Raw genomic sequence first — 19,836 nt, 5'->3', positions numbered from 1 at the left:
TTTTAAATATCTAGAGTTAATAGTAAATAAAACATCCAGCAATTTTATACTGACAATAAGGACATTCGTCGCCTTTCAGTTTATTAGAAACAGCAAAAACGCTTCGCCGGATTACAACCCCTTCACATTCAGGACAATAAGTAGATTGATACTTTTCCTGACCCAAGTTTCCTAAATACACATAATTTATATATTGCTTAGCTATATTGTAAACTTCAATCATTTTTTCTACGGGAGTAGGAGATGCTTGAGCTTGATAACTAGGAAAATATCTACTAAAGTGTACCGGAATATCAGGGCTAACTTCAGAAACCCACTTTAAAAAACTTTTTATTTCTTGGTCTTTGTCATTAAATTCGGGTACAATTAAATATGTCAATTCGACGTGAATACCACTAGCATGTAGGTCTTCTACAGTTGATTTTACAGCTGTTAAAGAACCTCCTAAATGGCGATAATTTTCTTCAGAAAATGATTTAACATCAATATTAGCACCATCAAGGAGAGGGGACAGTTCTGATCTCACTTCTTCTGTCACCATACCATTACTTACTAATACATTTACAAATCCTTCTTTTTTTGTGTTTTTAGCAACAGGATAAAGAAATTCGAACCAAGTTATTGGTTCGGAATAAGTAAATGCTACTCCAATGGCACCACTGCTCTGTTTTTCTCCGGATTCTTTTAACAGGGATTTTGTCTGTTCTACTAGGGGAGGATTTTCCTCTTTCTCAATCTCCAAGTCTTTTTTAATCTCTCCGACCTCTTTAAAATCAAAGTTTTTATCCTGAGACAACTGGTAATTTTGACAATAAAAGCATTTCATATTGCATCCTCTTAATCCAAGGGAAATTACATTTTTTCCAGGATAGAAATGATATAAGGGTTTCTTTTCGATCGGATCTATATTTAGAGCTTCAATACGCTTAACTGTTCTAAAGACAGGCTGTAGCTCCCCCTGAAGGTTTTTTACAGCTTTGCGATTGCCACAAAATCCTAACTCACCTTCTTTTAACAAGCACCGACGAAAACAAAGATGACAATTTACAAATTCACCCTTTTTATCTCGAAACAGATTATGAGGCAGTTTCATGAAATCTAGTCACCTCAAACCTGTAAAGTGTTAAATTTGAATCACTTGGTGATAGTCCAGCTTTTTGGGCTGAGATGGCTAATTGTTCTTTAGGAGTATTTATTCCCTCAAGATCCGGTAATAGCACACCCCTTCGATAACCTTTTTCAACAACCAAACCATATTTACTAGGATCTAGCTGATCTAACCCTGAAACTTTTTCCAAGGGAGAGATTATGTCAACGGAAACCTTTATATCATCCAATTCTGTTAATTTTACAGGGGGAAATCTAGGATCCCTTACACCGGCACTTACAGCATTTTGAATTATCTCCTGGGCTAAGTTGTTTTGTGTAGCTTCTAAAGTACCAATACATCCCCTGAGATTATCATCTTTTTCTTTTAGTGACACGAAAGTGCCTCTTTTTGTATAAAAGAGGGGAGGCATCTCCTCTGGAGGTTCCAAATATTTTTCATACCTTAGATAATGTTTTAACCCTTCCCTGGCAAGATAAAGGGCCAATTGGCTTTCTTTATTGGAACTCACTGGCTTCATACCTCCTCGTTTTAAAATAATCTAGCAACCAAATATCCTACCCCAAAGGGGCCTTCATAAGATAAAACTTGTTTGTCGCTTAAATTTAGATTATCTAACATCCCGCTACCCAAGATCAAAGGACGATAGCCACATTCTCCTGCTGTACTAAGCAGTTGTGAAGAAAGCTTTTTCAATCGTGATAATGGGCCTTGCTCGATTATATCTTTTATTTCCTGATCGAATTTATACGCTTCTGGATGGTAGCCAGCAGGAGCTCCCTGAGTTAATCGATGGGAAAGATCCCCGCTGATAATTAAACCGATATCTTTTTTAGTATCTGCCAATTGGGACTGTAAAGCTTCACCAAACTGCCACAGTGCATCAATGGTTACAAATCCAGGATTTATAACTACTATTCTTGGGGTTGAAGTCAAGTTTTTAAGAGCGTAATACAAAGGTACATAGCTACCATGATCTAGTAGTTCTTCACTGAATTTTAAGCTATTTTTAGTGATCCAATTTACGTCTATATTTTGGTTATCAGCAGTTTGGTTAATCATTTCATTTAAGTCTTGATCTACAGTCAACTCAATGACAGGGCACCCCCCACTGAAATCTGTTAAAGCCCCGTTCAACATATCGGTCTGATAGCATGTTATGGCATTTTCACTTGCAAAACCGTGGGGGGTTATTACAATAATAGTATCTACATTATGAACCTTAGCAAAAACTTGTTCTAAACTATTTTTAGTCTTTTCGACTTGACTTAGCATTTGTTTACCTATTTCAGGAATTAATAGGGGAGGGTGAGGAGAAAAAATTGCCCACTTTAACATATAATTCCCTCCTACAAAATTAGTTAATAAACACAACTTTATAATACACGTTCACCTAAAGCCGAAGCTACTAACTCTACAGCCAAATCACCGGTCCGGTTGACACTGTCTAAAATAGGATTAACTTCTACTACTTCCATGGAGTTTATACATTGTGCCTCTGCTATCAGCTCCATGGCTAAATGCACCTCCCGGTAATTAATTCCACCTCGGACAGGGGTACCTACTCCTGGCGCTTCTACCGGGTCAAGTGCATCCATGTCTAAACTCACGTGAACTCCATCAGTATTGGAAGTGACAATTGACAATGCTTCCTCCATTACACGGTTCATTCCCATTTTATCCAAATCGTACATGGTAAATACAGTCACACCAGATTTTTCAATTAGTTCTTTTTCCGGTTCATCTATAGATCTAGTCCCAATTAATACTGTATTTTCAGGTTTTATTTTCTGACCTTTTTCCAGACAGTTAACCAAGTTGCTGTTTCCATAACCTAAAGAAAAGGCTAAGGGCATGCCATGAATATTCCCTGAAGGACTTGTTTCAAATGTATTTAAATCAGCATGAGCATCAAACCATAATACACCCAGCTCTCCAACGGCTTGTTTCATACCTGCAATACTACCAATTGCTATACTATGATCACCGCCAAGTATAATAGGAATTCTATTTTGGCTTGCTTCTTTTGAAACTTGCAGTGCTAGGGAATTTGTAACAGCTTCAATTTGTTTGGGATACTTAATTTCCTCTGCTTCCATGCTGTCTATTTCAGGCAGAGGAACAGAAATATTACCTTTATCTTTGGCATCAATTCCAATTTCCTCTAGTTTTGCTCTTAAATCAGCATACCTGATTGCACTTGGACCCATATCTACTCCTCTACGGTTGGCTCCTAAATCCATAGGAACTCCAATTATTGATGTATTCATTGGTAGATCATCCTCCCTCTATAAATTAATTATTTCTTCAATATACTCACTCATTCTCAAGATTTCACTACCATCCATTTTAAGGACTAGGAAGAAAATTTCATATAATGAAATTTTTGTAAAACAGGAGTGCCTTTAAATAAGGGTTGTTCCTGGCAAAATATGGTGGCACATTTAATGGATCTCCACTTGTTCCTTGGTGGTTTTACCTCCCATATCTCACTGGGTCCATTATGGCCCTTATAAATTCCTTCGTTCTACCTAGCCAAGGGTGGAGGCCAGTTTTGCTCCTTAGCAGGGTCAATGCCCGAATGGATTATTATGACTGGCTTCTCCGTGCTCCTTTTGTGGATGTAGTATAAATTCTTAAGACTCCAATTTGGCTGCTTATGCAGCATCCTGCAATAAATTTAATGAACTGTTCTTTAACATCATCCTGCCATTATAAGGTGTCTTTTTGGTACCTAGGGCAAACAAAACTCTGATCAATCTACACGCTAATGCTACAAGCGATTGTTTCTTTTTTAAGGGATTTTCTGGCCTTGTGGTATAATAATCGTGTAATAACTTAAATTCAGGATTCTTGGCTACTAATGGAATCACGCAGCGATATAAGAGTCCTCTCAAACGAGGTCGACCTCGTTTGGTTATCTTGGTTTCACCTTTGTGCTTACCTGAACTGTTCTCTTTTAGATTTAAGCCTGCCAGCTTCTTAATTTGATTTGGATGTTGATAATTAGAAAGATCACCCACTTCAGCCAAAAATCCTGCCACTGTTACCATCCCTACTCCAGGAATACTCATCATTTCTTCTGCTCCTGGAATTTCTTTTAAAATATTTTCTATCTGAACAAGTACTTGTTCTAACTCTTCTATTAAAGCGTCATACTGCGACAATAGGGTTTTCAATTCTTGTCTTGCCATTATTTCGCCTTCTGTTATACCAGTACTATTCTTGGCTGCTTCTTTCAGCTTTCTTGCTCTTTTTTTACCTACTGCTCGATTCACTTCTCGTTTCCAGCAACTTACTATCTCTTCTTCACTATGACCTAATATTTCTTTTGGTAAAGGGAAATTTTTTAGGGTTAATAGTGCTGCTTTTCCATCCCAGTTCTTAAACACTGTGCTGAATTCTGGGAAGTAACGATCTAACCAATTGTCTATCCTACCTTTTACACGCCTTAAGTCATCTGTTAGCCGATCTCGCAAATTCATCCCATTCCGTAGTTCTGCATATATTCCTGTAGGGATATTGGGTACTGAGTAACGGCCATCTTTTACTAACTGTGCTATCACTTTTGCATCTTTAATATCATTTTTAGTTGGTGAGTTGTCGTCTAGTTCTTTGCTCTTTTTTACGTGATTTGGATTTACTAAAATAGTTTGGATACCTGTTTGCTTTAAAAATTGAGCTAGAGTCAGCCAGTATTGGCCAGTAGGTTCCATACCTACTAAGACTTCTTCTTTTGCTTGTTCTTGTTTGATTACCTCTAGCCAACTTAAAAACTTCTTAAAACCTTTCCTGGTGTTTTCAAAGGTGATTGGTTTCGAAAACTCCACACCCCGAAAATCCTGAGCTCTTGCTACGTGTTCTGCTTTTGCAATGTCTACTCCGATAATCAAACTTGACTCTTTTACTTGATTAATTCTCTCATTTTGGGTATACTTCATGGTAAGTACCTCCTCTGCTTAAATTAAGGGTCGTCATTTCTAGGTGTAGCGACACCTCGTATATTAGCAGGAGGTACTTTTTTTATCAATCTTCATTTTAATTCATTACAGGAATGCTCCTTAATTTGTTTTTTAAATCACTGTTTTAAAATATTAATTTAATGATGATTCAAAAATTTGAAATATACAAATCAAAAATCATAGTGAAAAAATTTGCACTTTGCTATAGAACTCCGATTTAATTAGTTCTATATCGAAGACACTAATTCCTGTTGGGGATATCAGTAAACTATTGTCATTAGATGAAATAGTTCTTATTTTTAATTATTAATTATTTTGAGAATTTTTTAACTTTTATTGGTTATTTAGCAGGAAATTTTTTTCTAAGATATAATATAAGTATAGGAGTATTTTTATTAACACTATGGAATCCTAAAAAAAAAGGAGGATGTGTTTTGACTAAAAAAGTTTTGATCATGGGAGCAGCTGGACGAGATTTCCACAATTACAATGTGTATTTTCGCGACAATGATGATTACGAAGTAGTAGCCATGACAGCAACTCAAATTCCAAATATAGAAGGCAGAAAATATCCCCCTGAATTAGCAGGAGACAAATATCCAAATGGAATTGATATCTATGCCGAAGAAGAACTAACCAATCTAATATCTAAGCACAATATTGATGAGGTAGTATTCTCCTATAGTGATGTACCTCATGAATACGTAATGAACAAAGCTTCAGAGGTTAATTCAGCGGGTGCCGATTTCAAATTAATGGGACCTAATACTACAATGCTAGAATCGGAAAAACCCGTAATTTCTATTTGTGCTGTCAGAACTGGAATTGGCAAAAGTCAAACTACTCGCAGAGTCTGTGATCTATTGAGAGAAAAAGGTAAACAAGTGGTGGTAATCAGACATCCAATGCCCTATGGAGACCTGGCCAAGCAAACTTGCCAGCGCTTTGCTGATTATGATGATCTAGACAAACACGAATGCACTATAGAAGAGAGAGAAGAATATGAACCTCACATCGATCGTGGAATAATTGTTTATGCAGGCGTTGATTACGAAAAAATATTAAAAGAAGCTGAAAAAGAAGCTGACGTAATCATTTGGGATGGTGGAAATAACGATATACCATTTTACAAGCCAGATTTACACATGGTATTGGTAGATCCTCATAGACCCGGGCATGAACTAAAATATTATCCCGGAGAATCAAATCTAAGGATGGCTGATGTAGCTATTGTTAACAAAATAGATTCTGCCTCCAATGAAGGAGTACAGGAAGTAAGACATAATATTGAAAAATTAGCACCCAATGCCACAGTAGTTGAAGGAGTATCCCCTGTATTCCCTAGTGATATTGATCAAATTAAAGATAAGCGAGTACTTGTCGTTGAAGATGGACCTACTTTGACCCACGGAGAAATGACTTACGGAGCCGGTACCCTAGCTGCTCAAAAATTCGGAGCTAAAGAAATTGTTGATCCACGACCTTTCGCTGTTGGTAGTATAAAAGAGACATTTGAAACCTATACTCACCTAGGTAATTTATTACCTGCTATGGGTTACGGACGCGAACAAATGAAAGAACTTGAGGATACTATCAATAAAACTGAATGTGATACTGTAATCTTAGGAACTCCTATTGATCTTCGCAGGGTTGCAAATATAGAAAGACCAGCTGTCAGAATTAGATATGAACTTCAGGAAATGGGAATACCAACTCTTGAGGATATATTAAAAGATTTTTAAGATGTGATAAAAATTGTGAGTAACAAAATATTACTTAAAAATTGGGCTGTACCCTAGTTGTTGGGTACAGCCCTTACATATCTGTATGATGATATTTAATAATACCGAGATATATGGACCAGGCAATCAACTCCTGGTATTCTTCATCCTGGAGTAATTTCCTCTCGTGGGGGTTAGATAAGAATCCAACTTCTACCAAGACTCCCGGTTTTGATAATTCTCGCAAAATGTAATAGTTACCTATTCGTACAGGTCTGTCTGTATTGGCTAATACACGCTGCAGTTCATCTTGAATGCAAATAGCCAAATTAAAATTTTTACATTTATTATCGTTTTCTTCTGCTTCTTCTGTTTCTTCTGGATAGAAAAAAGTTTGCGCTCCCCTCCAAATAGGACTAGCTACAGTATTACCATGAATACTTACATATAAATCTACATCCTGGTTTAAAAATAATTTAGACCTTTTTCTAAGTTCTTCTCTTTGGGTTCCATTATCATTTTCCACCATTAATTCATCAGTTTCCCTAGTCATAACAACTTCTGCTCCGCCTTGTTCTAAGAGCCTTCTTAATTTTAATGAAATATCCAGGACAATATCACTTTCTCTCACTCCCTCAGTAAAAAAACCCGGATCATAGCTTCCATGGCCGGGATCCACTCCAATCACTAATCCCTGTAAAGGTAATTCTACATTTTCGATAGTTTCAAAGGGTTCGGTATAGTCATCAGTAGATATATTAATTTCCTTACCATGTTGAACTTCTGTTCTGGAGTTCAGAAATTTAAATCCAATTATCGCCGTTAATATTAACAAACAAATTATAGCTGAATATTTCACATATTTGACAAGTTTATTCTTATCCATTATAAGAATCAAATCTTAGTCCCCCTAGCTTATATATATGTACAGCCGGAGGAGATATCACTGTTTATTGATATTACTGTTTACTTGTGAATTAGTTGTTTTTATCTTATACTGATAAGGTAAATATTTGTTTTTTAATAACTTGTATCAGTTAGATGCAATGACTCAATTTTTAAATGCAATGATTCAATTTAACGTAGATCTGAAGAGTGGTGTTAATCTATATGATACCTTTCTCTGTTAATAACATATATTTAAAATTATTTTTAGTTTTTTTTCGTTTGGGTGCTTTCACCTTTGGTGGAGGTTATGCTATGCTCCCTTTAATCAAAAGAGAAATTGTTGAAAAAAATTCATGGCTTGATGAACAAGAATTTTTAAACACTATAGCGATTACTCAGTCTATACCTGGAGCTCTGGCTGTTAATACAGCAATCTATATCGGTTATAATATCAGAGGATATAAAGGTGCTATTTCTTCACTTCTAGGAGTAATATTACCTTCTTTTTTGATCATCTTAACAATAGTAAGTTTTTTGTTTAGATGGCAAGACCATCATGTAGTCGAAAGGGTTTTTCAAGGAATTCGGCCAGGTGTTGTAGGATTAATAATTGCAGCTGTATATAAAATTGGGAAACCACTGTTAGCAAAAAATAAAGTTGCTATTCCCATCTTTATTTTAGCCCTTGGTTTAGCTTTACTTGGAGTGCATCCAATTATATTAATTTTATCATTTGGATTGATAGGGGTACTAGTATATCGTAAAGGAGAGAGTTAATGCTTCTCTTAGATCTTTTTATAACTTTTGTTAAAATTGGATTATTCAGCTTTGGTGGAGGCTATGTGATGATTCCCCTGATTAGGGAAGAGATCATTAATACTAAAGGGTGGCTTTCGGAAACTGTATTTCTGGATGTTATCGCCATTGCTGAAATGACTCCAGGACCTATTGCAATTAATTCGGCTACCTTTGTAGGTTTTCAAGTAGCTGGTTTTTGGGGAGCTGTTGTTTCTACATTGGGTGTTATCACCCCTTCGATTATTTTAATACTTATATCGGCTAAATTCTTACAAAAATACTATCACAAAGTGCAGATAAAAAATTTTTTTGCAGGAGTCAGACCAGCAGTAATAGGTCTTATTCTATCTGCCGGAATCGTAATTGCGCAATCGGCTGTGGTAGATCTGAAAGGTTTATTTATAGCAGTTCTTGTTTTAATTATCATGATAGTTAAACAACCCCATCCAATATTAATGATCCTAGTTTCGGGAGTTTTAGGACTAATACTATATTAAGGATAGATATCCAATAAAGAAAACTGAATCAATAAATAAAACCTCCAAAGAATTTGGAGGTTTTATTATTATATATATGACATAAATATATGGCAAGGAGTTACCTCTTGGAGAATTGAGGCGCTCTACGGGCTTTTCTAAGTCCGTATTTCTTCCTCTCCTTCATTCGAGGATCTCTTGTTAGATAGCCTTCTTTTTTCAGTACCGGACGTAATTCTCCGTCAGCTTTAACTAATGCCCTTGCAATTCCATGTCTGATAGCTTCAGCTTGGCCTGAATGTCCACCACCGCGAACATTGACAAGTACATCAAATTTATCTTCCATTTCTACGGTCTGAAGAGGCTGCTTAATTATTGCTTTTAGAGTTTCCAGTCCAAAATAATCGTCCATCGCTTTATTGTTAACTACAATTTTCCCGTTCCCAGGCACTAATCTCACTCTTGCCACGGAAGTTTTTCGTCTCCCGGTACCAAAGTATTGTACTTTAGCCACTGCCATTAGCCTCCCTTCTGTAAGCTTTTTCTTAAATAGAACAAGCTCGTTATTTTTAAAGTAAGTTTAATTTACCCTTCCCAAGGTTCAGGCTGCTGTGCCTGATGAGGATGTTCATCCCCTGCGTAAACTTTTAATTTCTTAATCATTTTTCTTCCTAATCGATTCTTAGGAAGCATACCTTTTACAGCAAGCTCAATAGCTTTTTCGGGTTTGGTGTTTAACAGGGTTTCATAATTTATCGCTTTCAGTCCCCCTGGATAACCAGAGTGACGGTAATGATGCTTTTGAGTTCGTTTTTTACCAGTTAACAGTACCTTTTCAGCATTCAATACAATCACGTAATCCCCTGTATCTACGTGGGGAGTAAAGGTCGGTTTGTGCTTACCGCGTAAAATTTCAGCTATTTCACTGGCTAGTCTCCCCAAAGGCTTGTTAGTAGCGTCTATAGTATACCATTTTCTTTCGACTTCGTGAGGTTTAGCCATATATGTGGTACGCATTGTCTTTTTCCCTCCTCATATAAAAATCTCAAATCCTTAAATCATGTATTTCCGGGGCTTATACACATAAATCCATGCATGTATTTTATTACAAACCAGCTTACAATGTCAAGGATACCAAATTTGCTGTAATACCAGTCCCTGAGGACTGGCAGTTGGCCCTACAAACAAACGGTCTCCCGTCTGGAGTGCCTTTTTGACTGCATTGATCTCTAGTTTTCCATTACCAATTTGTAGTAAAGTACCTACTAGTATTCTCACCATTTTATATAAAAAGGCATTTCCGATTACTTTAAAAATTATCAAATTACCATCTTCCCCGGCATTTACATCGATATCAAATTCATAAATTTCTTTCACAGGGTCAATCGATGGGTTTGATCCTTGAATAGCTCTAAAGGGGGAAAAATCATGCTTCCCTATAAAGTCATTTGCCGCCTGTTGAAGTTTTGTGTAATCCAAATTTTGTTCCCGATAATGTAAAGCATAATTTCTCCAAAAAGGGTCCATATAAGGTGCATGGTAAACATAATAACGATATTCTTTTTTGATAGCATCTCTACGAGCTCGAAAATTAGAACCCACTACCTCAGCATTAATAATAGCAATGTCATTGGGTAAGTTAGTATTTAAAGCTAAAGGAATTTTGTGAATTGGGATCTGTTTAGGAGCGAAGAAATTGGCTACCTGTCCTTTTGCATGTACTCCCGAATCAGTTCTCGAAGCACTGTAAGGGGTTATTTTATATGGATAATAAACTGTATTTAAGGCCTTTTCTAGCTTTTCTTGAACAGTAACTGCATTTTCTTGTAATTGATATCCATGATAATTTGACCCATCATAGGCAATTGTAAGCTTAATGTTGTCCACTGAATCACCCCATCAAATTCCTGAATACAGAATAAAGGCCATTAAAGTTACCAGGATAATTATGGCGAAATAATCTCTAATTTGCGTCTGTAATTGCTTAAACCTGGTTCTACCTTCTCCTCCACGGTAACAACGTGATTCCATGGCTAGTGCCAGTTCATCCGCCCTTTTAAAAGCACTAATAAATAAAGGAACTAGTAATGGGACTAGATTTTTGGCCCTATCCCATAGACTACCCGATTCAAAATCAGCGCCCCGAGCTTTTTGTGCTTTCATTATTTTATCTGTTTCTTCCATCAAAGTGGGGATAAATCTCAATGCAATAGTCATCATCATGGCGAGTTCATGAGCCGGTACCCCGATTTTTTTAAATGGTGATAATAGGTGCTCAATGGCATCTGTCAAAGCTATTGGAGATGTAGTTAATGTCAGTAGCGACGTGGTTAAAACTAAAAGTACTAGTCTCACAGCCATAAAAGCTCCAGTATAAACACCTTCACTTTCGACTGTTAGAAAAGCTATACTAAATAAAACATCCCCGCCCGTAGTCATTAAAGAGTGCAGAATAAAGGTAAATGTAATGATGAAAAATATTGGTCTAAGTCCTTTCAAAATCAGCTTAATGGGCAAACCATTACCAAAAATTGTTGTCAGCACGAATGCACCCATTACACCATATCCCACAAAGGTATTTACTAAAAATAAACCAGCAATAAAAAAGATGATCAGGATTATTTTGACCCTGGGATCCAATTTGTGTAACAAGGACTCTCCTGGAAGATATTGGCCAATAGTTACTCCTTTAAACATCGCCATCATCCCACTTTCTTTGCAGCAAAGGCAGCAGTTCCTGTTTAGCCCTTTCTAGAGTAAATACGTCTGCCGGAACTTTGTAACCTTGTTTTTGTAACGTTTGCATTAAACTAGTAACTTCAGGCACTCCTAGTCCCAAACTTTCTAAAGTATCTGCCTTCATGAATATTTCACCTGGTGAATTATCAAGATGGATCTTACCTTGATGCATTACGATTAATCGTTCAGCCAGGCGTGCTACATCTTCCATACTATGGGTAACTAAAATGATTGTTAGACCTAGTTCTTTATGAAAAGACCTAATTTGGTCAAGTATCGCTCTGCGTCCTTGAGGGTCAAGGCCTGCCGTTGGTTCATCCATAATCAATACTTCTGGTCTCATGGCTAATACGCCAGCAATAGCTACCCTGCGCATTTGTCCTCCGCTGAGTTCAAAGGGAGAGCGGTCCTTAAATTCTTCATAAGGTAAAGCAACAGTCTCCATTGCACTTTTAATTCGCTCTTCTACTTCTTGTTCTGATAGATTTAGATTTTTGGGACCAAAAGCTATGTCTTCTGCAACTGTTTCTTCAAATAATTGATGTTCAGGATATTGAAAAACTAGGCCAACTTTTTGTCTGATATCTTTCAATTTATTTTTGTTTTGTGCGGTATCTATACCATCAATAAGAACACGACCTGCAGTTGGATAAAGTAGAGCATTAAAATGCTGGATTAAGGTAGACTTCCCACTACCTGTGTGACCAATTATTCCAGTAAATTCACCTTTTTCAATGGTCAAATTTATATCATGAAGGGCTTTTTGTTCCATGGGTGTTCCTGGCGAATAAACATAGCTTAAATTGTCAGTTTTTATCAACATAGCATCCTCACCAGCGATTCCACTGTCAAAACGTTATTAGGGATTTCTACCCCTTCTTTGCGCAGTTCATGGCAAAGTTCTACAATTTGTGGGGCTTCAAGTCCTGTTTCTTTTAATTCATCGACTAAACTGAAAATCTCTTCAGGAGTACCTGTGTACTTAATTTGCCCTTCATCCATAATAATCACTCTATCTGCTTTTACAACTTCTTCCATAAAGTGAGTTACATAAACAACAGTAATTTTTTCTTCCTGATTTAATTTTAAAACTGTCTTTACTACTTCATTTCTTCCTCTAGGATCTAGCATTGCTGTAGGTTCATCTAAAATTAGAACTTCTGGACGCATGGCAATGATTCCTGATATGGCTACTCTTTGCTTCTGACCACCGCTCAATAAGTGTGGGGGATAATCACGATACTGCTCCATGCCTACTATTTTGAGTGCTTCTGCAATTCGAGCCTTCATCAAATCTGGTGAGACACCTAAGTTTTCTAAGCCGAAGGCAACATCTTCTTCAACTGTTGTAGCTACTATTTGATTATCGGGGTTTTGGAAGACCATACCGGCTTTTTGTCTAATATGCCAAATTTGGTCTGATATGCTTGTATCCAAATTATCAACCAACACGCGTCCCTGTGATGGTAATAGCAAACCATTCAATAGTTTAGCCAGGGTTGATTTACCCGAACCGTTTTTTCCAATCACAGCCAAAAACTCTCCTCTAGAAATGCCTAGAGATATATCTTTTAAAGCTTCTTGGCCTGGATCATCATCCTGGCTATAACTAAATTTGACATTTTGTAATTCTATAAGTTGCTTGGCCTTTTCCTTTTTCTCCATTTAATCCCCTCCCCTTTGGAGGAACACATAAAAAAGGACAGGAAGATGGCCCACCTAAGGGCCTACCACTTCTTGTCCCCAATTGTTATACCAACAGTATTATTCAACGAGTTCCAGTATAGCCATGGGAGCACCATCACCCTGGCGCGGCCCTTTTTTTAAAACTCTCGTATAGCCTCCCTGGCGTTCTTGGAACTTAGGACCAATATTTTCAAATAACTTTGTTACCACATCTTCATCAGTTAGATATGAGAGTGCTTGCCTACGAGACGCCAGGGTATTCTTCTTAGCAAGTGTAATCATTTTTTCTGCTAGCCTGCTGACTTCTTTAGCTTTTGCTTCAGTAGTTTCGATTTTTTCGTCCCTCAGAAAAGCAGTTGTCAGGTTTTTTAAGAGGGCTTTTCTCTGGTCTTTATTTCTTTTTAGCTTTTTGTAAGACATCTTCTCCCCTCCTTTACTCTTTAGAGTCCTTCAATGACAGGCCTAGCTCCGTCAATTTATTCTTAACTTCTTCTAGTGATTTTTTACCCAGATTCCTTACTTTCATCATATCTTCGGGCGTTTTTTGTGTCAGTTCTCCTATAGTATTGATGCCCGCTCGTTTTAGACAGTTATATGACCTGACAGATAAATCGAGTTCGTCTATACTGAGTTCCATGATTTTCTCTTTGTTGTCCTCTTCTTTTTCAACCATAACTTCCATATCAGTAGCTTTTTCTGTCAGATTAATAAACAAGTCTAAGTGTTCCTGCATTATCTTGGCTGACATACTAACAGCTTCATCAGGTTTTAAACTTCCATCAGTCCAAACTTCTAAGGTTAGACGGTCATAGTCTGTTACTTGACCCACTCTTGTATCATCTACATAGAAGTTGGCTTTAGTTACAGGTGTGAACACAGAATCCACCGGAATCAACCCAATAGGCTGTTCTGGTTCTTTGTTTCTCTCTGCTCTCACATATCCTCTTCCATTTTTAGCTGTTATTTCCATATAAAGTCTAGTGTCTTCAGAAAGTGTGGCTATATGAAGTTCAGGATTAATTACATCTACATCGGAACCGGCTTGAATATCACCTGCAGTCACAGGACCTTTACCCTCTTTTTCTAAGGTTAACACCTGATTTTCATCAGAGTGAATTTTCAATGCCAGTCTTTTCAAATTTAACACAATTTCCGTAGTATCTTCCACAACTCCTGGGATTGAAGAAAATTCATGTAGAACACCATCTATTTTAACAGAAGTAACGGCAGCTCCAGGTAGGGAGGATAATAAAATCCGTCTCAATGAATTCCCTAGTGTTGTGCCATAACCTCTTTCTAAGGGTTCTATCACAAATTTTCCGTAAGTGCTCTCTTCATTCATCTCATGACATTCGATCTGAGGTTTTTCTATTTCAATCAAAGTTAACCCTCCTTTGTTTGAAACTACAACTATCCAGTTGAGGGTTTATTAACGGGAATAAAGCTCAACAATTAGATGCTCTTCCACAGGTACGTCTATTTCTTCTCGTTCTGGATACCTTACTACTCGACCAGTAAAGTTTTCATGATCTGCCTCTAACCATTCAGGCACACGATAACCTTCAGCAAGCTCTTTTAGCTCTTGTACTCTTGGAATATCTCGACTTTTTTCCCTAACAACTACCTCATCACCAGGTTTAACTTCATAAGAAGCTACATTAACTCTTTTGCCATTGACCATAATATGACCATGGTTTACAAACTGTCTTGCTTCCGCTCTACTAGCTGCAAAACCCATTCGATAAACAACATTATCTAACCTGGTTTCTAATAGTCTTAACAAAGTTTGTCCGGTAATACCTTTTTTCCTATCTGCTTCCCTGAAATATCTTCTAAATTGATTTTCAAGGACTCCATAAATTCGACGAGCTTTTTGCTTTTCTCTCAGCTGCATACCGTATTCACTTTGTTTGCTCCTTCTAGTAGGACCGTGCTGGCCTGGTGCATAAGCCTTTTTATCTATTGCACATTTATCAGTATAGCACCTTTCGCCTTTTAAAAATAACTTGGTGCCCTCTCGCCTACATAACCTACATACAGGGCCTTGGTAACGAGCCATATCGCATAAACACCTCCTAATTTTAAGTTATACTCTACGTCTTTTGGGTGGTCGGCATCCATTGTGAGGAATTGGAGTTATATCTTTGATAGCGTTAATTTCCAATCCTGCAGCCTGTAAGGAACGAATTGCAGCTTCTCTTCCTGACCCTGGGCCTTTAACGCGAACTTCCACCCCTTTTAAGCCATCTTCCATGGCTGTCTTGGCAGCTGTCTCAGCAGCAATTTGCGCGGCATATGGAGTTCCTTTTCTGGAGCCTTTAAATCCGCAAGCACCTGAACTAGACCATGCCATGGTATTGCCATCACTATCAGTGATGTTAACTAGAGTGTTGTTAAATGTTGAGTTAATAGTGGCAATCCCCGACTCTATATTCTTTTTAACTTTCTTTTTTCGAGCTGCTGCCCGTTTTCTTCTAGCCATTCTTTTCCCTCCTTAAAGAGTTTTTGCAAAACCTCTTTTTTATTAAAGATAACAATTCTGGGAGTCTTTAATTTTCGTTATCTCTTTGCGCCAACTGTTCGCTTAGGTCCTTTTCGGGTCCTAGCATTGTTTTTAGTACTTTGTCCTCTAACTGGCAAGCCACGTCGATGTCTCAGACCGCGATAGCAACCTATCTCCATTAGTCTTTTGATATTCATGGAAATTTCTCGTCTAAGATCACCTTCTACAGTATAATCATTATCAATCGTACTGCGTAGCCTGTTAACTTCATCTTCAGTTAGATCTTTTACCCGTGTATCTGTTGAAACGCCGGTTTGTTCAACAATTTCTTCGGCTTTGCTGTGACCGATTCCATAAATATAAGTCAAGCCGATAGCAACCCGTTTGTTTCTCGGCAGATCAACTCCAGCTATTCTGGCCATTAACTTTCCACCTCCTGTTAAACTAATCTAATATTTTACCCAGAAAAATTAATTTTTACTCAGCTATGCTAAATCCCTTTAAAATTTAAATTTGGTTATTACCCCTGTTTCTGTTTGTGTTTGGGATTAGAGCATATAACCATAACTTTTCCTCTTCGTTTAATCACTTTACAACGCTCGCAAATTGGTTTTACTGAAGGCCTGGTTTTCATCATTAAACCTCCTTCTGGCTCTTTTTAGTCTGCTATCACTATTTATATCTGTACGTAATTCTACCACGACTAAGATCATAAGGAGATAATTCTACTTTCACCTTATCGCCAGGTAAAATTCTAATATAGTTCATTCTAATTTTTCCTGAAACATGGGCTAATATTTTGTGCCCATTTTCCAACTCTACTCTAAACATGGCATTAGGTAACGGCTCTACCACCGTACCTTCAACTTCAATCGCCTCTTTTTTTGACATATAGCTGAGTTCTTCCCTCCTTTTAGTTAAAGAAATCATTCAGCTTCAATCTGGCTTTTGAAATCTTCTACTTCAAATCTTAACTCCCTATCACTAGCTTTTTTGTTGGTCAACTTTGCTATTAAGTCTTTTGAAATAAATTTGTTATATTTCTGCAAATGCTTGATATTCTTTTTTTTAGACCGAGATAGGGGCTTTTTTTGGCCATCGGAAACTCTCACAAATTCTTCATCTAATATTTCTACTACTATATATAGCCGTCCAGCATCTCGCCCTTGATTGGAACACACAAGCTGGCCCACCTGTAATTTCTGCAAAGTATTCCTCTCCTTTCTTAAACAATTTGGAGAGAAAGTCCCCTCGCTATTAATAATCCCTGATCCCTTACACTTGTTAGGTCAGTTTTGTTAAAATTTCTGGTTCTGAATCAGTTATGGCCACTGTATGTTCAAAGTGAGCCGAAGCGCTTTCATCCGCTGTTATAACCGTCCAGTGATCATCCAAAGTTTTAACTTCAGAAGTACCTATATTTACCATAGGTTCGATGGCAAATACCATCCCTGCTTTTAGTCGAGGTCCTTTTCCAGGAGGCCCAAAGTTAGGTATTTCAGGTGCTTCATGCATAGCACTACCTATTCCGTGTCCTACATATTTTTTTACTACATAGAAATTATGATTGTTTACATGTTTTTCTACAGCATGGGAGATATCACTCAATCTATTGCCAGGAACCGCCTGCTCAATACCCTTAAACAGTGATTGCTCTGTTACGTCTATGAGCTCTTCTAGTTGACCATCGACGGCTCCCACTTTGTAAGTTTTTGCTGCATCACCATGATAACCTTTATAATTAGCACCAATATCTATACTGATGATATCTCCTTCCTGCAATTTTTTAATGGCAGGAATTCCGTGCACAACTTCATGATTTATTGAAGCACATATGCTCGCCGGAAACCCGTGGTAGCCTTTAAAAGAGGGATGAGCATTTTGCCTTTTTATATAGTCTTCCGCTATTTTATCCAATTCTACAGTGGTTATGCCTGGAGTAATTGCTTCAGCAACTTTTTGATGGGTTTCTGCTACGATTCTTCCTGCTACTCTCATCAATTCTAGCTCTTGGTTACTTTTTTTAATAATCATTGTTTTGCTTGCACTGCCTTTAGTATATCGCGGAAGACCTCTTCAGGCGACTTAGTACCGTCAATTTTCTTTAAAATCCCTCGATCCTGGTAATACTCCACCAGGGGTTGGGTATTTTCTAAATAAACTTCCAGTCGCTCTTTTGCCGTTTCCTCATTATCGTCGTCTCTCTGATATAGTTCGCCTTCGTCCTCATCACAGACTCCCCGAACTTGAGGAGGATTAAACTTAATATGATAACTTTTACCGCATTTTCTACAAATCCTACGACCTGAAAGTCTATCTATCAATTCATCCTTTGATACATCGATATATACTGCCGCTGTCAAGGGGTTGTCACTCAACACTTTATCAAGGGCTTCAGCCTGAGTCACTGTACGAGGGAAACCATCTAATATAAAACCTTCATGACAATCCGGCTTTTTTAATCTTTCTTCAACAATTCCTATTACAACATCGTCAGGAACCAACTGTCCAGCATCCATGTAAGATTTAGCTTCTTTGCCAAGTTCAGTTCCTTCGGATACAGCTTTTCGAAAAATGTCACCTGTTGCAATGTGTGGTACATCCAATTCTTTTGATAGTTTTTCAGCTTGTGTTCCTTTTCCTGCTCCTGGAGGTCCCATTAAAATTATGCGCATTTCTTACCCCCCTAAAATATCACTTCTTCATAAAGCCTTGATAGTGTCTCATCAACATCTGGCTCTCGATTTGCTTCATTGTCTCCAAAGCCACACCTACCATAATGATCAATGCCGTTCCACCAAACATAATGTTCATCTCTACTACACCATCGAGTAATATTGGTAAGATAACAATACCCGCCAGGGCAAAAGCTCCGGCAAGAGTAATTCTATCCATGATTTTACTTAAATATTTGGCTGTGGGTTTACCAGGTCTGATACCGGGTATAAAACCACCGTATTTTTTCATATTGTCTGCCATATCTTGAGGGTTAAACTGGATTGCTGTATAGAAGTAGGTGAAGAAAACTATTAAAACAACATACAGAACTGTATTCAGTGGTGTTCCAAATCCTATCGCATTTGCTATACTAACAGCAATGGGGTGTTGTATGAATTGCGCTATAGTTTCCGGAAACATCAGAATTGATGATGCAAAGATTACCGGGATTACCCCTGCTTGATTTACTTTTAATGGAATGTGAGTTGACTGACCACCGTACATCTTTCGACCTACAACTCTTTTAGCATATTGTACTGGAATCTGTCTACGACCTTCCTGTAAGGCTACAACTCCTACAATTACACTCAAGAGTATAGCTAGTAATACTAGCACCAGTAAAATATTAATTTCTCCCACTCTTACCATTTCGTACATTGTAGTAATAACCTGAGGTATCCGGGATACTATTCCAGCAAATATAATGATGGAAATTCCATTTCCAATACCTCTATCATTAATCTGTTCACCAAGCCACATAAGAAAAGCAGTTCCTGCCGTAAGAGACAGAATTATTACCATATAAGATGTAAAGCTCGGGTCTACTACTGCAGGCCTTAATAGACCTAAAGTCATACCTATGGCCTGCAGAAAAGCAATTATTACTGTCCCGTAACGAGTATACTGGGCTAACTTTTTCTTTCCTTCTTGACCTTCTTTGGACCATTGCTCAAATTTTGGAACAACTACAGTTAACAGTTGCATGATAATTGAAGCATTGATGTATGGGGTAATACTCATGGCAAATATTGACAACTGGCTCAAGGCTCCACCAGCTATTACATTTAAAAACCCGAATAAATCTTGCCCTTCAAACAGCTGTTGAATTTGTGTAGCATCTATTCCAGGAACCGGTACGTGAGCACCTAATCTAAAAACAAACAACATAGCCAAGGTGAAAATCAACTTTTGTCTCAGGTCCTTAATGCGCCATGCATTAACGAGAGTACCAAGCACC

The 19,836-nt window shown here is 37.6% G+C and carries 26 protein-coding genes; 3 read left to right on the top strand and 23 right to left on the bottom strand.

The window, feature by feature from the left end; translation table 11 throughout:
- Positions 1–16 precede the first annotated feature (16 nt).
- From amrS to NTHER_RS01300, 5 genes are all read right to left on the bottom strand, one after another.
- A complete protein-coding gene (gene amrS / locus NTHER_RS01325; protein ID WP_012446727.1) occupies positions 17–1,093 on the bottom strand; it encodes an AmmeMemoRadiSam system radical SAM enzyme in 1,077 nt (358 codons plus the stop codon).
- A complete protein-coding gene (gene amrA / locus NTHER_RS01320) occupies positions 1,077–1,628 on the bottom strand; it encodes an AmmeMemoRadiSam system protein A (RefSeq protein ID WP_041366798.1) in 552 nt (183 codons plus the stop codon). The genes amrS and amrA overlap by 17 nt, the downstream gene beginning before the upstream one ends.
- An 11-nt stretch (positions 1,629–1,639) precedes the next feature.
- A complete protein-coding gene (locus tag NTHER_RS01315; protein ID WP_012446725.1) occupies positions 1,640–2,446 on the bottom strand; it encodes a class III extradiol dioxygenase subunit B-like domain-containing protein in 807 nt (268 codons plus the stop codon).
- A gap of 38 nt (positions 2,447–2,484) precedes the next feature.
- On the bottom strand, positions 2,485–3,378 hold the full coding sequence (rocF, locus tag NTHER_RS01310) for an arginase (RefSeq protein WP_012446724.1): 894 nt from the start codon (positions 3,376–3,378) through the stop codon (positions 2,485–2,487).
- Between the two features lie 387 nt (positions 3,379–3,765).
- On the bottom strand, positions 3,766–5,049 hold the full coding sequence (locus NTHER_RS01300) for an IS110 family RNA-guided transposase (RefSeq protein WP_012446723.1): 1,284 nt from the start codon (positions 5,047–5,049) through the stop codon (positions 3,766–3,768).
- Between the two features lie 476 nt (positions 5,050–5,525).
- Here NTHER_RS01300 and NTHER_RS01295 point away from each other — a divergent pair, with 476 nt between their 5' ends.
- Positions 5,526–6,812 carry a cyclic 2,3-diphosphoglycerate synthase gene (locus tag NTHER_RS01295; RefSeq protein WP_041367280.1) on the top strand — a complete coding sequence of 429 codons (1,287 nt, stop codon included), beginning with the start codon at positions 5,526–5,528 and terminating at the stop codon, positions 6,810–6,812.
- A 73-nt stretch (positions 6,813–6,885) separates the two neighbouring features.
- Here the strand turns inward: NTHER_RS01295 and NTHER_RS01290 are convergent, their stop codons facing one another.
- A complete protein-coding gene (locus NTHER_RS01290) occupies positions 6,886–7,689 on the bottom strand; it encodes an N-acetylmuramoyl-L-alanine amidase (RefSeq protein ID WP_012446721.1) in 804 nt (267 codons plus the stop codon).
- 212 nt (positions 7,690–7,901) lie between these two features.
- Here NTHER_RS01290 and NTHER_RS01285 point away from each other — a divergent pair, with 212 nt between their 5' ends.
- Both NTHER_RS01285 and NTHER_RS01280 read left to right on the top strand, forming a co-directional pair.
- Positions 7,902–8,456: a chromate transporter gene (locus NTHER_RS01285; RefSeq protein WP_041366793.1), complete on the top strand. Its 555-nt coding sequence runs from the start codon at positions 7,902–7,904 to the stop codon at positions 8,454–8,456.
- A complete protein-coding gene (locus tag NTHER_RS01280) occupies positions 8,456–8,974 on the top strand; it encodes a chromate transporter (RefSeq protein WP_012446719.1) in 519 nt (172 codons plus the stop codon). Before NTHER_RS01285 ends, NTHER_RS01280 begins: the two co-directional genes overlap by 1 nt.
- 100 nt (positions 8,975–9,074) lie before the next feature.
- On the opposite strand, the gene rpsI is transcribed toward NTHER_RS01280, so the two are convergent.
- From rpsI to secY, 17 genes are all read right to left on the bottom strand, one after another.
- Positions 9,075–9,467 (bottom strand): 30S ribosomal protein S9, encoded by a 393-nt coding sequence (gene rpsI, locus NTHER_RS01275; protein WP_041366791.1) that lies wholly within the window; start codon positions 9,465–9,467, stop codon positions 9,075–9,077.
- 71 nt (positions 9,468–9,538) lie between these two features.
- Positions 9,539–9,970 (bottom strand): 50S ribosomal protein L13, encoded by a 432-nt coding sequence (gene rplM, locus NTHER_RS01270; protein ID WP_012446717.1) that lies wholly within the window; start codon positions 9,968–9,970, stop codon positions 9,539–9,541.
- Positions 9,971–10,078: 108 nt separating this feature from the next.
- On the bottom strand, positions 10,079–10,840 hold the full coding sequence (truA, locus tag NTHER_RS01265) for a tRNA pseudouridine(38-40) synthase TruA (protein WP_012446716.1): 762 nt from the start codon (positions 10,838–10,840) through the stop codon (positions 10,079–10,081).
- A gap of 12 nt (positions 10,841–10,852) precedes the next feature.
- Positions 10,853–11,650, bottom strand: a complete 798-nt coding sequence (locus NTHER_RS01260; protein ID WP_012446715.1) for an energy-coupling factor transporter transmembrane component T family protein — start codon at positions 11,648–11,650, stop codon at positions 10,853–10,855.
- Positions 11,643–12,515, bottom strand: a complete 873-nt coding sequence (locus NTHER_RS01255; protein ID WP_012446714.1) for an energy-coupling factor transporter ATPase — start codon at positions 12,513–12,515, stop codon at positions 11,643–11,645. Before NTHER_RS01255 ends, NTHER_RS01260 begins: the two co-directional genes overlap by 8 nt.
- Positions 12,509–13,357, bottom strand: coding sequence for an energy-coupling factor transporter ATPase (locus NTHER_RS01250; RefSeq protein WP_012446713.1), 849 nt, complete (start codon positions 13,355–13,357; stop codon positions 12,509–12,511). Before NTHER_RS01250 ends, NTHER_RS01255 begins: the two co-directional genes overlap by 7 nt.
- Positions 13,358–13,456: 99 nt before the next feature.
- The gene (rplQ, locus tag NTHER_RS01245) at positions 13,457–13,798 is read right to left on the bottom strand and encodes a 50S ribosomal protein L17 (protein WP_012446712.1); all 342 of its coding nucleotides are present in this window, start codon (positions 13,796–13,798) and stop codon (positions 13,457–13,459) included.
- Positions 13,799–13,811: 13 nt separating this feature from the next.
- Complete coding sequence (locus NTHER_RS01240) at positions 13,812–14,759, bottom strand: DNA-directed RNA polymerase subunit alpha (RefSeq protein ID WP_012446711.1); 948 nt, start codon at positions 14,757–14,759, stop codon at positions 13,812–13,814.
- A 48-nt stretch (positions 14,760–14,807) separates the two neighbouring features.
- Positions 14,808–15,437, bottom strand: coding sequence for a 30S ribosomal protein S4 (rpsD, locus tag NTHER_RS01235; RefSeq protein ID WP_012446710.1), 630 nt, complete (start codon positions 15,435–15,437; stop codon positions 14,808–14,810).
- 27 nt (positions 15,438–15,464) lie between these two features.
- On the bottom strand, positions 15,465–15,860 hold the full coding sequence (rpsK, locus tag NTHER_RS01230; RefSeq protein ID WP_012446709.1) for a 30S ribosomal protein S11: 396 nt from the start codon (positions 15,858–15,860) through the stop codon (positions 15,465–15,467).
- Between the two features lie 77 nt (positions 15,861–15,937).
- A complete protein-coding gene (gene rpsM, locus NTHER_RS01225) occupies positions 15,938–16,303 on the bottom strand; it encodes a 30S ribosomal protein S13 (RefSeq protein ID WP_012446708.1) in 366 nt (121 codons plus the stop codon).
- A gap of 98 nt (positions 16,304–16,401) precedes the next feature.
- The gene (gene rpmJ / locus NTHER_RS01220; protein ID WP_041366789.1) at positions 16,402–16,515 is read right to left on the bottom strand and encodes a 50S ribosomal protein L36; all 114 of its coding nucleotides are present in this window, start codon (positions 16,513–16,515) and stop codon (positions 16,402–16,404) included.
- A gap of 38 nt (positions 16,516–16,553) precedes the next feature.
- A complete protein-coding gene (gene infA, locus NTHER_RS01215; protein WP_041366787.1) occupies positions 16,554–16,772 on the bottom strand; it encodes a translation initiation factor IF-1 in 219 nt (72 codons plus the stop codon).
- Between the two features lie 35 nt (positions 16,773–16,807).
- Positions 16,808–17,089 (bottom strand): KOW domain-containing RNA-binding protein, encoded by a 282-nt coding sequence (locus NTHER_RS01210; protein WP_012446705.1) that lies wholly within the window; start codon positions 17,087–17,089, stop codon positions 16,808–16,810.
- 76 nt (positions 17,090–17,165) lie between these two features.
- Positions 17,166–17,915, bottom strand: coding sequence for a type I methionyl aminopeptidase (gene map / locus NTHER_RS01205; RefSeq protein ID WP_012446704.1), 750 nt, complete (start codon positions 17,913–17,915; stop codon positions 17,166–17,168).
- Positions 17,912–18,556: an adenylate kinase gene (locus NTHER_RS01200; RefSeq protein ID WP_012446703.1), complete on the bottom strand. Its 645-nt coding sequence runs from the start codon at positions 18,554–18,556 to the stop codon at positions 17,912–17,914. The genes map and NTHER_RS01200 overlap by 4 nt, the downstream gene beginning before the upstream one ends.
- A 19-nt stretch (positions 18,557–18,575) precedes the next feature.
- The gene (gene secY, locus NTHER_RS01195; RefSeq protein WP_012446702.1) at positions 18,576–19,835 is read right to left on the bottom strand and encodes a preprotein translocase subunit SecY; all 1,260 of its coding nucleotides are present in this window, start codon (positions 19,833–19,835) and stop codon (positions 18,576–18,578) included.
- Between the last annotated feature and the right edge of the window lies 1 nt (position 19,836).

The organism is Natranaerobius thermophilus JW/NM-WN-LF (assembly GCF_000020005.1).
Classification (GTDB): domain Bacteria; phylum Bacillota; class Natranaerobiia; order Natranaerobiales; family Natranaerobiaceae; genus Natranaerobius; species Natranaerobius thermophilus.
Note: the sequence above shows the minus strand (reverse complement) of the source record. Positions and strands in the feature narration are given on the sequence as shown.